Here is a 16,162-nt window from a genome sequence, read left to right on the forward strand (position 1 = left end):
CGCGCTGTCGTAAAAGACAACACCTCGAGGCCGCCGACCCGAAGTCCCCGCCGGCGCCCGCCGATGAACAAGCTTCTAGAAGCCCCTCACCCAACCGTCAATGCAAAAAGGACAGGTCACGCGACTTTTCGCGGCAAGCACATGACAAGGGAACATAACTCGTGGCCGGCAAACGAGGATTCCCCGCCCCGCCGCCCACGTCTCGGCCGACAGAAACGTGAGACACGGCGCGCGCGCGACCGCCTGACGTAAAAATCCAAAGCCGGACTTCGCCCGACGGTCTCCTCGTCGCCCGCGCTCACGTGAAGGCATGGAGCGGCGCCCGCGCCCAAAACGCCTCAATGTCGACATGCTCGACTTCGACATGTCGCCCTTCGACCGATACCATCGGCCGTCGCTCATGGTGCGCCGTTCCTCGCCGATCGAGATCCGGCCCTCTGAAGAAGAAGAGATACGCTTGCGAGGGAACACCGTGGCGCGCGGCCGGCTCAAGATCGGAGCTCCGACGAACAGCACCGACACTCATCCGGGCCGGACCACGGACGCGCCCCTCGATCTGTTCCTCACCGATTCCGCCCAGATCGATCGCCGTGAGGTCAATCTGCGCTGGCTCTGCGCGAGCGCGTTGACCGGGCTGACCGGGGCGGGACTCATCGGCGCCGCAATCTACGTCTCCCTCCAGGGCGACGTCTCCTTCGCGGCGGTTCCGGAACATGCGGAGATCATGGTCCGCTCCGCTCCCAGCGACGACGTCGCGAACATCGCGCGCAAGGGCGACCGCCTCGTCCGCAACCTGATGATCGCCTCCGCCAAACAGACCTTCCGCTCGCCCGTCACCGTGCGCCTCGGAGACCGCGAGATCATCAAGGTCCGGCCTTTCGTGCGGGTCTCGACGGCTTTGTCCATGTCCACGGGCGTCTTCTCCGCCGAGGTGCCGCGCTTTGATCCGATGAAGTTCGTCTCGAGCGAGCCCCTCGAACGGGCGACCGAGCCGAGCGCGGCCGATGCCCCCGGCGCGGAGGTGTCCGTCATCAAGCGCGATCTCACCACGATGCCGATCGAGGCGAACACGCCCGCCCTCGGCGACGACGCCGTGACCGCGCAGGTCGAGGAGGAGAAGCGGCTGGCCGCGGAGGCCGGGCGCCGCACGGCGCTTCCCATCGCGCCGCAGCTGATGCTGTCGCGGGCGCTCCAGCAGGGGATCGCGACCCCGGATTTCGGCGGGATCGCTCCGCCCTCGGGGGATGCGAGCCCCTTCAAATCCATCGACGTCCTCGTGGTGCCGGAGAACGTCACCAATCTGGCAAAGACGAGCCTCCGGCAGGGTGAGACGCCCCTGGTGGAGGACCGCGACCTGGCGATCAAGCGCGGCGAGACCCTCGACGCTCTGCTGAAGGCCACGGGCCAGGCGAGCGACGAGCAGATCAAGAGCATCGTCGCGGCCCTCGGCGGGCGCGGGCGCGTGGGCGAACTCGCCGAAGGTCAGCAGTTTCGCGTCCAGATCGCACCGGGTCCAAAGCCTGGGGATCCCCGTCAGGTGACGCGGGTCATCCTGTATGGCGAGAACGGCGTCGAGGGGATCGCGGCCATCAACGATCGCGGCGCCTTCGTTTCCGTCGCACAGGCGGCGGAAGACAAATCGGCGCGCAAGGCACCCGCCGCGCCGGACTCCGGCGATGACGACGAGGACGAGGATGGCGGTTCGGGCCCCCGCCTCTATCAGAGCCTCTACGAGACGGCGGCACGGCATGACCTGCCGCGCGCGACGGTGGAAGATCTCGTGCGGATCTTCAGCTACGATATCGACTTCCAACGCCGGATCTCGAACGGCGACAGTCTCGACGTCTTCTATACATACGACGAGGACGGCGGTCAGGCCGCCCTCGACCGACCGGAACTGCTTTACGCGTCGCTCAACCTCGGCGGAGAGGTGCGAAAGGTCTACCGCTTCCAGTCGCCGGACGACGGCTCCATCGACTATCTCGACGAGCAGGGCCGCTCCCTCAAAAAATTCCTCATCCGCAAGCCCATCGCCGACGGCATCATGCGCTCGGGCTTCGGTTACCGGCGCCATCCGATCCTCGGCTATGCCAAGCTCCATACCGGCGTGGATTGGGCCAACCCGATCGGCACGCCCATCGTCGCCGCCGGCAACGGCAGCGTCATCAAGGCGGAATGGGATTCCGGCTACGGCCGCCGGGTCGAACTCCAGCACATCAACGGCTACGTCACCACCTACAACCACATGTCGCGCTTCGCCCGTGGGGTGACGGCGGGGGCCAAGGTGCGGCAGGGCCAGGTGATCGGCTATGTCGGCTCCACCGGCCTCTCCACCGGCGCGCACCTGCATTACGAGGTCATCATCAACGGCCACTTCGTCGATCCGATGAAGATCCGCGTGCCGCGCGGACGCGAACTCGACGGGCGGATGCTCACCGAATTCACGCGCCAGCGCGAGCAGATCGAGAGCACCCTGCAGAAATCCCGAACCGGCGTCGCCATGGCCCAGCGCGACGCCCCGCGCTGAGCCCCCTCCCCTCACCCGAATCCGAGCCGGCGGCGGATGTCCGCCGGGGTGACGCCCCGGGCTCTCAGATCGCCGAGGGATTCCGAGCCGCGCGATTTGGCGAGCTTCGTCCCGTCCGGGCCGAGGATCAGGGCGTGGTGATGATAGGCCGGCCCCTCAAGACTGAGCAGGGCCTGCAGCAGGACATGCAGGTCGGTGGAGGCCATCAGGTCCGCTCCGCGAACCACGTGGCTGATCGCCTGGGCGGCATCGTCGATCACCACGGACAGGTGATAGCTCGTCGGCACGTCGCGGCGCGCGATCAGAGCGTCGCCCCAGCGGGCGGGATCGGCGACACGGCTCGTTTCAGTACCATCGGCATCGAGGCAGCGGAAGCGATGCGGGCCCGGGGCCTGAGCGAGGGCCTGCGCCATGTCGAGGCGCCAGCCATGCGGCCGGCCGGCGGCGATGCGTGACGCCCGTTCTTCGTGGGACAGGAGGCGGCACGTGCCGGGATATAGAGGCGCCCCGTCCGGATCGCGGGGCGGCTCCGGCCCGGCGGACGCGATCACGGCCGCGCGGGAGCAGAAGCAGGGATAGACGAGGCCGCGCGAGGAGAGTGCGTCGACGGCACGGCGATAGGTGGAAAGATGCTCGGACTGGCGTCGGACGGAACCGCCGAACTCGATCCCGAGCCAGGCGAGATCCTCCGCGATGGCGGCGATCAGGTCCGGGCGCGACCGCACCGGATCGATATCCTCGATCCGCAGGGCGGGGTCACCGCCGAGCCGCGCGGCGAACAGCTCGTTCACCAGGGCGGAATAGGCGTGCCCGAGATGAAGGCGCCCGTTGGGGCTCGGCGCGAAGCGAAGGCGGACCGCGGCGGACGTCCCGGTCATCCCCCGGAATGGCGCAGGCAGAGCTGTGTTTTGGGCACGCAGGCGATGCCCGGCAGGGAGCAGGCGGTCTCCTCCCCGTGGCGTCGGCAGACCGTGCAGCCGTCGCTCCATTCGGCGCAGGACGCATCGGCCGCCGGAGAGCCATGCCCGGCACGTCCGTGCGAGGAGGGCGCGAAGGTGCCGATCAGGACGGTGGCCACCACGAGGGCCGCCACGGCCCAGGCCACGAGACCATCCCGGCTCTGCGACGTCGGCACGGATGCCGCGGCATCCGAGGGTGGCGGGGTTGGTGCATGCATGGCCCGTGTTCGCTCGCTCGCCGCGCCCTGTCAACGCGAATTGCCCCTCAGGCCGCGGCGACGGAACGGCGTTCGAGGAGCGCGGGCAGGGCCTTGAGGTCGAGGGGTTTTGCCAGGAATTCGTCGAACCCGGCCTCCCGCGCGGCCAACTCGTCCTCGCGGCCGGTATTAGCGGTGAGCGCCACCAACCGGAGCGGCGCACGATCGTGCTCGGCCTCGCTGGCACGCAGGCGCCGCGCCGTTTCCAACCCATCGATTCCCGGCATGCGGATGTCGATGAGGGCAAGGTCGAACCGGGACGCGGGATGGTCGAGGCGCGCCAGCGCTTCCGACCCGTCCCGCGCCAGAACCACCGTCGCGCCGAGGCGCTCCAAAGCCCTGGTGGCGAGAAGGGCATTGATCGGATTGTCCTCGGCGAGGAGCACGTGGACGCTCGGCAGCACGCGGGGGCTGTCCTTGGCCGGCGGGTCCTCGCCGTTTCCGGGCGCCGGCTTTGCCGCGGGGCCGGGCGTTTCCACCGAGGAGGTCGGTGCCAGCAGCCTGTCGAACAGGGAGCGCGCCCGGACCGGCTTGATCAGGTAGCTGTCGAAGCCCGCCGCCCCCGGCGCACCGAACTCGCGCCGATCGAAGGGGGACAGCAGGATCAGGCTGCAGCGCACGCCGCGTCGCCTGGCGTCCGCCGCGAGCCTGCGCACGCTCTCGTCGCCCAGCGCCCGGTCGGCAATCACCGCATCGAAGGGCACCCCCGACAGCGTATCGAGCCCGGCCCCGACATTCGGCACCACCACGGCCGACGCGCCGGACCGGGACAGGCGCCGGGCGAGGAACGGGGCCTGGTAGGGGGAATCGGCGACGATCAGGATCCTGCGGCCGTGCAAGGATATGGGCGGCCCGGTGGTCTCCGACTCTGCGCCGACCGGCAGGGGCAAGGAGACCGTGAAGGTGCTGCCGCGCCCGACCACGGACTGCGCATCGATGCGCCCGCCCATCCGCGAAGCGAGGCGCCGGCTGATGGCGAGGCCGAGGCCGGTTCCCTCGTGGCGCGTGCTGGCGCTGTTGTCGCCCTGCTCGAACTCCTCGAACAGGATCGGGATACGCGCCGCGGGAATACCCGCTCCCGTATCCGAGACCGCCAGGACGATCTCTTGCGCGATCCACCGGATCGTGACGCCGACCCCGCCCTGGTTGGTGAACTTGATCGCGTTGCCCGCGAGATTGACCACGATCTGCCGGATACGGTCCGCATCGCCGATGAATTCGGGCGGCACGTCATCGGCCACGTCGATGGCGATCTCGATGCCCTTGTCCTGGGCGCGGGGCGCCAGGAGCTCGACCACGCCCTCCACCACCGCCCGGAGATCGAAGGGGTCCGCCGACAGGTCGAGACGCCCCGCCTCGATCCGCGAAAAGTCGAGGATGCCGTCGATGAGGGTCAGCAGGGCCCGACCCGAGGTGTGCACGGCCTCCACATAGGTCCGCTGCTCGGCATCGAGGCCGGTCTCGAGGACGAGGTCGGCCATACCGAGAATGCCGTTCAACGGCGTGCGGAATTCGTGGCTGACGGTGGCGAGGAAGCGCGACTTGGCGACATTGGCCGCCTCGGCGCGGTGAAGCGCCTCGTCGAGGGAGCGGGCGGATTCGATCCGTTCGGTGATGTCCGAGCCCGCCCGCAGCCATTGCGTACGCCCTCCGGGACCGGTGACCCGGGTCTCGATGAAGGAGAACCAGCGCGGAATGCCGTCGACGGGGCGCACCTGCATCTCCACACGGCTGACGCCGTCGGATTGCTGCTGCCGAAGTCCCTGGTCCAGGATTTCGAGGTCCACCGTCGAGCCGAGCAGCGTCAACGCCTCGACCCCGAAGAGACGTCCGAATCCCTCGTTGGCGAACGTGATGCGCCCTTGCGCGTCCCGCTGGACGATGACGTCGGTGGTCGCCTCCACGAGGGCGCGGTAGCGCTCCTCGCTCTCGGACATCCGCCAGATGCTGTCCTGGAGACGCTCGACCTCGGACGGGTCGCCGGTCGGCCGTCGCAGGCCTCGGGGAAGCAGGCTCGCCGCGGCCAGGATCGCGAACAGGATGAGGGCGAGCGCGACCTCCAGCGTGATCATCAGCCTCTCCGTGGGGCGGCACGGGCGGATCGCCGCCTCCGATGACCCTGCCCCCACTCCGTTCCGGTTTCTCGCATGTCCCGTCTCTCGCATGTGAGATTGAAGGACGGCTTTCGAAAGGAGCTTAAGGCTTCCTTGCCGCGATGGGAGACATCCCTCGCCCCGCATCGGCGACGTCATGGTCATAGCCGATGCCGGCCTGCCTGGCGCGCCGCGCTTCACGGGCAGGCCGCGATGGTGTAGGCGCGACGGCTTGCACCTGGGCCGCCCCTCCCCTGAGGCTAGGCCGCGAGACGCAGGCACCATGACCCTTTCTCCGTCAGAGACCTCTTCGCAGCCGGACACCGCCGGTTCCATGGGGACACGCATCGAGGCGACCTTCGCCCGCTGCCGCGCGGAGAACCGCGCCGCCCTCGTGACCTACGTCATGGCCGGCGACCCCGATGCCGAGACCTCCCTCAAGGTGCTCCGGGCGCTGCCGCAGGCCGGCGCCGACATCGTCGAGTTCGGCCTCCCCTTCACCGACCCGATGGCGGACGGGCCGGCGATCCAGGCGGCGGCCCTGCGCGCCCTCGCGGGCGGCCAGGACCTGGTCAAGACCCTCGGCCTCATCCGCCGTTTCCGGGAGGACGATTCCGCGACCCCAGTCATCCTGATGGGATATTACAACCCGATCCATGCCTACGGCGTCGACCGGTTCCTCGACGACGCCGTCGCGGAGGGGATCGACGGGCTGATCGTCGTCGACCTGCCGCCGGAAGAGGACGACGAACTCTGCCTGCCGGCCCTCGCCAAGGGCCTGGCCTTCATCCGGCTGGCGACGCCCACCACCGACGAGCGCCGCCTTCCCGCCGTCCTCGCGAATACGGCCGGCTTCGTCTATTATGTCTCGATCAACGGGATCACCGGCACGGCGACGCCCGATTTCGGCCGGGTGGCCGAGGCGGTGGGCCGTATCCGCAGTCACACGGATCTGCCCGTGGTGGTCGGCTTCGGCGTCCGGACGGGCGCCCAGGCCGCCGCAATCGCCAAGGGCGCGGACGGCGTGGTCGTCGGCTCCGCGCTCGTGGACGTGATCCACCGGGCGGTGGTGGACGGCAGGGACGCCGCCGAGGCGGTGAGCGCCCTGGTGCGCGAACTGGCCGAAGGCGTGCGCGGCCGGACCGCCTGAGAGAGCCACGCCGGAACGATCTGTCCGCGAGCCGAGCCCCGGCTCATCCGAGACCCCTTCCCTCAAGAACGGTCAGTCGACGATGGTTGAACCCATGAACTGGATCTCGGAGGTCGTGCGCCCCAGGATCAAGACCCTGTTCAAGCGCGAGACCCCCGAGAACCTGTGGGTCAAATGCCCCGATAGCGGGCAGATGGTGTTCCACAAGGAGGTGGAGGGGAACCACTGGGTCATTCCGGGCTCCGAGCACCATCTGAAGATGAGCGCGCAGGCGCGCCTCAAGATGATGTTCGACGAGGGCACCTGGATCGACGTGCCCCTGCCGGAGGTGGCCGCCGACCCGCTCAAGTTCCGCGACGAGAAGCGCTACGCCGACCGCCTGAAGGACGCCCGTGCCAAGACCGGGATGCCCGACGCTTTCAAGATCGGCTTCGGTCGGGTCTCGGGCCTGCCGATGACCCTGGCGGTGCAGGATTTCGCCTTCATGGCCGGTTCGCTCGGCATGGCGGCGGGCGAGGCCTTCGTGCGCGGCGCCGAGACGGCGCTGGACAAGCGCACGCCCTACATCCTGTTTTCGGCCTCGGGCGGCGCGCGCATGCAGGAGGGGATCCTGTCGCTCATGCAGATGCCGCGCACGACGGTGGCCGTGCGCCGGCTGAAGGCGGCGAAGCTTCCCTACATCGTGGTGCTCACCAACCCGACCACGGGCGGCGTCACCGCGTCCTACGCCATGCTCGGCGATGTCCATCTCGCCGAGCCCGGTGCCCTGATCTGCTTTGCCGGGCCGCGCGTCATCGAACAGACGATCCGCGAGAAACTCCCCGACGGTTTCCAGCGCGCAGAGTATCTGCAAGAACACGGAATGGTCGATCAGGTCGTGCACCGGCATGCGCTGAAGGACACGATCTCACGACTCTGCGGCCTGCTGATGAACCAGCCCGCGGCGGCACCCGCCCGCGCGGGCGCCGTCGTCGAGCCGGCCTGAGCCCCCACGCGATACGGCGAGCCGATCCATGGATTCCTCCGACGCGCTGATGGCCCGCTTCCTGGCCCTCCATCCCCGCACGATCGACCTGTCGCTGGGCCGGATCGAGCGCCTGCTCGAACGTCTCGGGCACCCGGAGCGCAAGCTGCCTCCGGTCATTCACGTGGCCGGCACCAACGGCAAGGGATCGACCATCGCCTTCATGCGGGCGATTCTCGAAGCCGGCGGCCTCGCGGCGCATGTCTACACCTCGCCCCATCTCGTGCGCTTCCACGAGCGCATCCGCATCGGCGCGGTGGGCGGCGGCAGCTATGTGCCCGAGGACCAGCTCGCCGACGCCCTCGCCCGCTGCGAGGCAGCCAATGCCGGCGAGCCGATCACGGTGTTCGAGATCACCACCGCCGCGGCCTTCCTCCTGTTCTCGGAAACCCCGGCGGACGTGCTGCTGCTCGAAGTGGGACTCGGCGGTCGGGTCGACGCCACCAACGTGATCGACAATCCCGCCGCCGCCGTCGTCACGCCGATCGGACGCGACCATGCGGAGTATCTCGGCGATACCGTGGAAGCGGTGGCGACCGAGAAGGCGGGCATCTTCAAGCGCGGCTGCCCGGCGATCATCGCCGCCCAGGATTACAAGGAGGCGGATTCCGTCCTCTGCCGCTTCGCCGAGGAGGTCGGAGCGACACCGATCCGGGTCGGGAACCAGGACTTCTCGGTCCATGCCGAGCGAGGCCGGATCGTGTACCAGGACGAACTCGATCTGTTCGACCTTCCGCAGCCCCGCCTCAACGGACGGCATCAGTTCACCAACGCCGCCACCGCCATCGCGGCTCTGCGTGCGGCCGGTTTCGGCGATATCGGGGTGGCCGCCATCGAGGCCGGCCTCAACAGGGTCGAATGGCCGGGCCGCCTGCAGCGGCTCACCCGCGGCCGCCTCTCCGAGATGGCACCGGATGGCGCGGAACTCTGGCTCGATGGCGGCCACAACATCGATGGCGGCCGCATTCTCGCGACCGCGATGGCGGATCTCGGCGAGCGCAGCGACGTGCCGCTGATCCTGGTGGTGGGCCTTCTCGGCACCAAGGATGCGGAAGGCTTCCTGCGCAATTTCGTGGGGCTGGCGCGCAGCCTGATCGCGGTCCCGATCGGAGGCCAGATGGCGGCGCGGCCGGCCGAGGAGGTGGCGCAGATCGCCGCCGATGTCGGGCTTACCGCCTATGTGGCCTCCAGCGTTGAGGCCGCTCTGGAAAGCCTCACCGACATCGCCTTCGAACGGCCGCCGCGTATCCTGATCTGTGGCTCGCTCTATCTCGCGGGCAATGTCCTGACCGCCAACGGGACACCCCCGACCTGATCACTTCGGGCGGGAGGCGGTCCGGTCGAGGAATGCCAGTGATCCCGCCGGACGAGTCCTCGCTCCCTGCGAGCAGAGTTAACGCAGTGTTTATCCGGGACAACCCTGCCGGGAGCGGCTCTCCGGCATCGGCCCGACGTGACGGGGACGGCGTCCCTGCCTATGATCGACAGCCCGACAATCCCCGTTTTTCACCGCGCCGGCCACACTTGTGGCATCGGACATTGGGTGTGGCTCCTGCGCTACATCTCGGCTGCCCAAAATCGACTAGTTTGATCGTGGATCGGGCAAATCGCTGGGGATCAACGATGAAAAAGCTTCTTACGTCTTTCGCGGCCTTCACGGCCCTCACGGCAGCGGCCACCGCCGCCGACCTTCCGCGTCGCGCTGCGCCGCCGGTCTTCGTGCCGGTGCCGGTGTTCACCTGGACGGGTGCCTACTTCGGTATCAACGCCGGTTACGGCTTCGACGCTGGCAACGACAGCAACCGTTACAACCTCCCGGCCGGCTCCGTGCTGAATTCGGGCGCCACTGACGGCGTTCTGTCCGTCGGCAACGGCAACAGCAACGAAGGCTTCGTCGGCGGTGGCCAGGTCGGCTACAACTACCAGTTCACCCCGGGTTCGGGTCTGGTCGTCGGTCTCGAAGCTGACGCCCAGTACACCGACTTCAGCAACCGTTCGCGTCTGTACGACGCCTCGGCTGTGAGCTTCACCGGAGTTCAGGGTCCCGCTGGTGGCGCCGATGTGCGTACTCCCGGTCGTGACATGAACTTCTTCGGTACGGTTCGTGGCCGCGTCGGTTACGCCTTCGACCGCGTCCTGTTCTACGGCACCGGCGGCTTCGCCTACGGCGACGGCGGCACCGGCCGCGACGATTTCCGCACCGGCTACACCGCTGGCGGCGGCATCGAATACGCCATGCCCGTCGACTCGTTCCTGAACTTCTTCCGCTCTTCGGCTGTGACGCTGAAGGTGGAAGGCCTGTACGTGAACCTCGAGCAGGAAGGCCGCGGCAACCGCTCCGTCTACAACCCGGCCACGAACGTCCTCTCGCTCAGCCCCTCGGCTCGCGAGACCGAGTTCGCCGTCGTCCGCGCCGGTCTGAACTACAAGTTCGGCTCGTACTAAGCCGATACGTCGCAACGTCGACACAGGTCTCGAAACGGAGAAGCCCGGCCTCATGGCCGGGTTTTTTCGTTTCCGGACCATGGGTCCGTACAGGCCGCTGCGCTCCACCGGACATGAAAAAAGCCCGGCCTTCGGAGGCCGGGCTTTTTCAACGATGAACGACCGGGTGCGGTCAGGCGCTGGCCTGGATCCAGCGGGAGAGATCGCCCTTCGGGGCCGCGCCGACCTTCTGGCTGGCGAGCTCACCGCCCTTGAAGATCAGCAGGGTCGGAATCGAGCGGATGCCGTACTTGGCGGCAATCCCCGGATTCTCATCCACGTTGACCTTGGCGATCTTCACGCGACCCTGCATGTCGGCCGAGATCTCTTCGAGGGCCGGGCCGATCTGGCGGCAGGGGCCGCACCATTCCGCCCAGAAATCCACGACCACGGGCTCGGCGGACTGGAGGACGTCCTGCTCGAAGCTCGCGTCGGTCACTTTTACCGTCGCCATCACGATCCCTTTCACATTCCACGGTCGGCGCGACGATGCCTGCGCCGGCTTGAGAGCGAGAGTTGGCGACGTGAACCGGGACGGTCAAGGCGTAAGATGCGAAGGGCGGGACAGCCGTTCGATTCTCGCATGCATCATCCACCGCTCTTCCGCGGGCGGACCCGGCAGCCGGTCCCGTGCATGATTCCCGCTGCCCCTCGCCAAAGCCGCCGCGTCGCCCCATCTCCCACCGTGACCGGCAACCCTCGAGGCGGGCGTCCCAGCACGCATGCCCATGACGAGCCGGTGCCAAACGGGCCAGTGCGCCATCCGGCGCGCGAGCCCCGAAACAGGCCAAGAGCCGGTCCCCTCGACGCCGGCCATGGAGGATATCACCACGTGACGCGCATCACTCCGACCTTGCTTGCCTCCTTCGCCGCCCTGAGTCTCGGCACCGGTGCGTTTGCTCAGGATGGCAATTCCGGAACGCCTCAGCCGCGGATCGGAGGCGAGTCCTTCGCGGCGCCGCAGAACGAGGCCACGGGCGGAGAGCCCGCCGAGACGGCCCCCGCCAACACCACCTACAAGCCCCTGCTGCCCAATCAGACCCGCGCGCCGAAACCTCTCGAGGCCACCAAGGTCCAGAGCACCGTCGTCGCCAAGGGTCTCGACAGCCCCTGGGCCATGGAGTTCCTGCCGGACGGTCGCATGCTGGTCACGGAGAAGGGCGGGAAGATCCGCATCGTCGCCAAGGACGGCACGGTCGGCCAGCCCATCGCCGGCGTGCCCAAGGTGGATGCGCGAGGCCAGGGCGGTCTCCTCGACGTGGCCCTGAGCCCGAGCTTCGTCTCCGACCGTCTGATTTATTTCAGCTACTCCGAGCCGCGCGAGAAGGGCAACGGCACGACGGTCGCCCGCGCCAAGCTGATCGAGGAGAAGGATGGCGGTCGTCTCGACGAGGTGAAGGTCATCTTCCGCCAGACGCCGTCCTACGAGGGCGACAAGCATTTCGGCTCCCGCCTCGTCTTCGCGCCGGACGGCAAGCTGTTCGTCACCGTCGGCGAGCGCTCGGACAAGGGACCGCGCGTCCAGGCGCAGGACCTCACCAGCGGCCTCGGCAAGGTCTTCCGCATCGACACGGACGGCAATGCGCCGAAGGACAACCCGTTCACGGGCGGTGAGAAGGCCAAGCCCGAAATCTGGTCCTACGGCCACCGCAACGTCCAGTCCGCGGCCCTCGATGGCCAGGGGCGCCTCTGGACCGTCGAGCACGGGCCGCGCGGCGGCGACGAACTCAATCGCCCCCGGCCGGGATTGAACTACGGCTGGCCGGAAGTGACCTACGGCATCGAGTATAGCGGCGAGAAGATCGGCGAGGGAAAGACCCAGGCGGGCGGTACGGTCCAGCCCGTCTATTACTGGGATCCCGTGATCGGCCCGTCCGGCATGGCGCTCTATACCGGCACGCTGTTCCCCGCCTGGAAGGACGCCTTCCTCGTCGGCGGCCTCGTGAGCGGCGGCATCGTCGCGCTGAAGCTCGACGGCGACAAGGTGGTCACCGAGGAGCGCATCCCCCTCGATCACCGGATCCGCGACGTGAGGGTCGGCGCCGATGGAGCGGTCTATGCGGTGACGGACGGCCCGGACGGACAGATCATCAAGCTGACACCGTGATCGCGGTGTGAGCCGGACGGGCGGAAAGTGAGGCGAGCGCCGACGCGATGTCGGCCTCGCCGAGAGGGCGGACGACCGGACCGGAGGTCCAGACCAGCATCGCGTCGACGCTGCGGCCCGGATAGATGTCCCGCAGAAGCGCCACGTAGAGGGCGATCTGCGCCGCCTCGTCTTCCGGGATGGGAGCGCGATCCGACGGCGGTCGGCTCGTCTTGAAATCCGCCACGACGATCCGTTCGGGGCGGATGCTCAGGCGATCGACCCGTCCGAAGACCGGTCGCGAGGTCCCGCCGACGCTGACACGCCCCGAGATCGTGACCTCGGCCCTCGCATCGCCGGCAAAGAGCATGGCGAGGGCGGGATCGTTCACGAGCTTCAGGACATCCGACACCAGCCGATCCTGTTCCGCCGCCGGGAGCGACGGTGCGCGCGCCTTGACGAAGGCGGAGGCCGCGCTCGGTCGCAGTTGTGGATCGAGGCGTGGAAGATGTTCGATCAGCGAGTGGATCAGGATGCCGCGCCGGCGCGCCTGCGGGTTGGCCTGCCGCCTCGGCACCGCACGCTGTCCATCCGCGGCGCCGAGGGCGCCGGAGGGACTGACCGGCGGCGCGGCCTCGACCTCCGACCCCGCCGGTTGCCTCAACCATGCGGGGATCGACGGTGCGTCTTCGGCAGCGGGGGAGGACGCGGCTTCACCGGATCGGACCGGCCCGTCCCGCCACAGCAGCGCGGGGCCATAAGCGGCCTCGATGGTTTCTCCCGGCCCGAATGCCCGTTCCAACCCCGTCCGGACCATCTCGCACCAGGCGGTCTCGCCCTGCTCCTCGTGGCCGCGATACGGCGCGACGGTCAGGCGATCGGCGGCGCGGGTGAGCGCCACGTAGAGGAGACGGTTGTGCTCCTCGCGGGCGCGGGCCTGATGCGCCTCGCGTGCGGCGGCCACCGCCTGCGTATCCTGAGACTTCGACCCGGCCCAGACCGGAGGCAACGCCTCGTCGCGCGCCCCCGGCATGGCCAGCAGGTGCGGATCGTTGCGCCCGAGGGGTTCGCAGCCATCGATCATGACGACGACGGGGGCTTCCAGCCCCTTGGCGCCATGGATCGTCATCACCCGGACCTCGTCGCGGCCGGATTCGAGGTCGCGCTTGACGGTGAGGCCGTTGGCGCCCCGTCCCGGAGCGATGTCGTAGCGGCTGAGAAACCCGTCGAGGGAGGGAGCCTCGGAGGCCTGCTCGGCCTCGGCGGCCTTCATGAGGAAGACGTCGATGGCGTCCCCCGCCTCGCCGCCGAGGCGGGAGACCAGCCGCATCCGCCCCTCGTGCGGCCCGAGCAGGCTCGCGTAGAACCCGAAGGGCCCATGCCGGGCCGCCAGTTCGGTCCACAGGGTGAGGGCCTCATGCCCGCGTAGGGCTGCCGGGTCGCCCGCCGCCGCGTGGCGGGCCAGGGCATCCTCCAGGGTCTCGCTCTCGTCGCGCCGGGCGGCGATGCGGACGAGGTCGTCGTCGTCGAGCCCGACGAGAGGCGTCTTCAGGGCGCCGGCCAGGGTGAGATCGTCGGCGGGCAGCAGACCGGCGCGGCCGATCGAGACGAGGTCGTTCACGGCGATATGGGCGGTGATGTCCAGGCGGTCCTGGCCCGCCACGGGGACGCCGCAGACCTTCAGGGCGCGGATCACCTCCTCGAACGCGGCGGAGCGCTTGCGCACCAGAATGAGCACGTCGCCGGGACGCCACACGCGCCCGCCTTCGTCGCCGGTGGTGGTCCAGGCCTTCACCGCCCGCGCCACACGGCGGGCCGTGACGATGGAGGGCGCGTTGGCCTCCGGTGCGTCCACGGGGGCCGCCCAGGCGTCGGGCTCCTCCTCCTGCGCCGGAACCTCGATGGGCCAGATTTCGACCACGCCCGGTGCGTCCCGCCGGGCCGTCTCGTGCGTCGTGCCCACGGCCACGTCGTCGAAGGACAGGCCCTGGTAATGCTCGGGGACGGCGAAGGTGGCGTCCACCGCGCGGAGGATGCCCTTCGTCGAGCGGAACGACACGTTCAGCGTCACGTCCTCGAAGGCGAGGCCGGCCTGCTTCGAGGCCGCGCGCCATTCGCGATGCACGGTCGCGAACTCGCGCGGCTCCGCCCCCTGGAAACTGTAGATCGACTGCTTCGGGTCTCCCACGGCGAAGCGCGTGCGCAGCCCTTCGCGGGCGCCCTCGCCGCTGGCGAAATCCGCCGTGATGCGGCGCAGGATGTCCCATTGGCGCGGGTTCGTGTCCTGGGCCTCGTCCACGAGGACGTGATCGATGCCGCGGTCGAGCTTGTACAGGACCCAGGCGGCGTCCACCCGCGAGAGCAGATCGAGGGCCTTGTGGATCAGGTCGTCGAAATCGAGGGCGCCGAGGCGCGCCTTCTGACGCTCGACGCGGCGGTGGATCTCGGTGGCGAGGACGAAGAGGGCCTGCGTCCGCTCCAGGGCCTTGGCCGCGCGCAAGGTGTCGAACAGGGGATCGAGCCGGTCGCGCTCGGAGAGGAGCGCCTCCTTCACCTCTCCCGGAACGTCCTTCGTTCCGAGGCTCCGGTCCGCCTTCGGCGTGCCCTTCTCGGTGAAGAACACCGACCGGTAGAGGTCGAGCCGGGCGGCGGCCTCACGGGTCGCCTCCGCGGCGACCAACCTGTCGGCGAGCCCCTCATCGGTGGATTTTCCCGTGCGAAGGCGCTGGGCAACGCCGCTCCAATCGTCGAGCCCCCCGGTGAGGATGCGGTCGAGGACCGTATCGGCCGTCTCGCCGGCGGAAAGGCCGAGGGAGCGCGACAGGGCGGCGATGGGGCCGGCGAGACCGTCCGCCCCGTCGAACGTGGACTGCGCCCGCATGGCCGCGCGCAGGATCGCGCGGAGCGTATCGCCCGTGGCCTCCGGGCCGACCCGGTCCCAGGCGGACCGCAGATCGGGGTTCCGGCCGGTCATCGCCAGGGCGAGGACCCGGTCGGTCTCGGCCGCGAACAGGTCGGCGGCCTGATTCTCGTCGAGCACCTGGAAGCGGGCGGGCACGTTGGCCTCGAACGGGAACATGTGCAGGAGCCGCTCGCAGAGGGCGTGGAGGGTCTCGATCTTGAGGCCGCCCGGCGTCTCCACGGCACGGGCGAACAGACGACGCGCCGCCTTCAGGGTCCGGCGCGCCGGAGCCTCGCCGGTGAGTTCGGTGAGTTCGGCGGTGAGCGCGGCATCGTCCAGGGTGACCCAGCGGCCCAGCGTCCGGAACACCCGGATCGACATGTTCGCCGCGGCCGCCTTGGTGAAGGTGAGGCAGAGGATGCGGGCGGGGGGCGCCCCGTTCAGCAGCAGGCGCACCACCCGGTCGGTGAGGACCTTCGTCTTTCCCGCTCCCGCATTGGCGGAGACCCAGGCCGAGGCCAGGGGATCGGCGGCGCGGCGCTGGCTCGCCTTGGTGAGATCGTCGACGACGAAGGGCAACCTGTCTGCTCCGGGCTTGGCTCCCCCTCTCCATAGAGAAGGATGATCCTCTCGCCAAAGCGCCCTATGTTCGGCCGGTCGATTCCCTCAGGACGCCCCGT

The 16,162-nt window shown here is 69.0% G+C and carries 11 protein-coding genes; 6 read left to right on the top strand and 5 right to left on the bottom strand.

What is annotated here, in order from left to right; all coding sequences use genetic code 11:
* The first annotated feature begins 556 nt into the window (after positions 1-556).
* Entirely contained in the window at positions 557-2,527 is a 1,971-nt protein-coding gene (locus tag MKK51_RS00320) for a M23 family metallopeptidase (RefSeq protein ID WP_279600898.1), read from the top strand.
* Between the two features lie 11 nt (positions 2,528-2,538).
* On the opposite strand, the gene gluQRS is transcribed toward MKK51_RS00320, so the two are convergent.
* From gluQRS to MKK51_RS00335, 3 genes are all read right to left on the bottom strand, one after another.
* The gene (gene gluQRS / locus MKK51_RS00325) at positions 2,539-3,405 is read right to left on the bottom strand and encodes a tRNA glutamyl-Q(34) synthetase GluQRS (protein WP_243974280.1); all 867 of its coding nucleotides are present in this window, start codon (positions 3,403-3,405) and stop codon (positions 2,539-2,541) included.
* Positions 3,402-3,662 (bottom strand): hypothetical protein, encoded by a 261-nt coding sequence (locus tag MKK51_RS00330; RefSeq protein WP_243974281.1) that lies wholly within the window; start codon positions 3,660-3,662, stop codon positions 3,402-3,404. Before MKK51_RS00330 ends, gluQRS begins: the two co-directional genes overlap by 4 nt.
* An 89-nt stretch (positions 3,663-3,751) precedes the next feature.
* Positions 3,752-5,815, bottom strand: a complete 2,064-nt coding sequence (locus MKK51_RS00335; RefSeq protein ID WP_243974282.1) for an ATP-binding protein — start codon at positions 5,813-5,815, stop codon at positions 3,752-3,754.
* 355 nt (positions 5,816-6,170) lie between these two features.
* On the opposite strand from MKK51_RS00335, the gene trpA reads away from it, so the two are divergent.
* The 4 genes from trpA (at position 6,171) to MKK51_RS00355 (ending at position 10,455) form a co-directional block, all read left to right on the top strand.
* Entirely contained in the window at positions 6,171-6,986 is an 816-nt protein-coding gene (trpA, locus tag MKK51_RS00340; protein WP_243974283.1) for a tryptophan synthase subunit alpha, read from the top strand.
* Between the two features lie 82 nt (positions 6,987-7,068).
* Positions 7,069-7,971, top strand: coding sequence for an acetyl-CoA carboxylase, carboxyltransferase subunit beta (gene accD / locus MKK51_RS00345; protein ID WP_243974284.1), 903 nt, complete (start codon positions 7,069-7,071; stop codon positions 7,969-7,971).
* Positions 7,972-7,999: 28 nt separating this feature from the next.
* Positions 8,000-9,325, top strand: a complete 1,326-nt coding sequence (locus MKK51_RS00350; RefSeq protein WP_243974285.1) for a bifunctional folylpolyglutamate synthase/dihydrofolate synthase — start codon at positions 8,000-8,002, stop codon at positions 9,323-9,325.
* 308 nt (positions 9,326-9,633) lie between these two features.
* Entirely contained in the window at positions 9,634-10,455 is an 822-nt protein-coding gene (locus MKK51_RS00355; RefSeq protein ID WP_243974287.1) for an outer membrane protein, read from the top strand.
* Between the two features lie 172 nt (positions 10,456-10,627).
* Here the strand turns inward: MKK51_RS00355 and trxA are convergent, their stop codons facing one another.
* Complete coding sequence (trxA, locus tag MKK51_RS00360; RefSeq protein WP_027170765.1) at positions 10,628-10,948, bottom strand: thioredoxin; 321 nt, start codon at positions 10,946-10,948, stop codon at positions 10,628-10,630.
* Positions 10,949-11,326: 378 nt separating this feature from the next.
* On the opposite strand from trxA, the gene MKK51_RS00365 reads away from it, so the two are divergent.
* The gene (locus MKK51_RS00365; protein ID WP_243974289.1) at positions 11,327-12,601 is read left to right on the top strand and encodes a PQQ-dependent sugar dehydrogenase; all 1,275 of its coding nucleotides are present in this window, start codon (positions 11,327-11,329) and stop codon (positions 12,599-12,601) included.
* On the opposite strand, the gene addA is transcribed toward MKK51_RS00365, so the two are convergent.
* Positions 12,585-16,061 (bottom strand): double-strand break repair helicase AddA, encoded by a 3,477-nt coding sequence (gene addA, locus MKK51_RS00370; RefSeq protein WP_243974290.1) that lies wholly within the window; start codon positions 16,059-16,061, stop codon positions 12,585-12,587. The genes MKK51_RS00365 and addA overlap by 17 nt on opposite strands.
* Between the last annotated feature and the right edge of the window lie 101 nt (positions 16,062-16,162).

This window comes from Methylobacterium sp. E-045, from assembly GCF_022829685.1.
Lineage (GTDB): Bacteria > Pseudomonadota > Alphaproteobacteria > Rhizobiales > Beijerinckiaceae > Methylobacterium.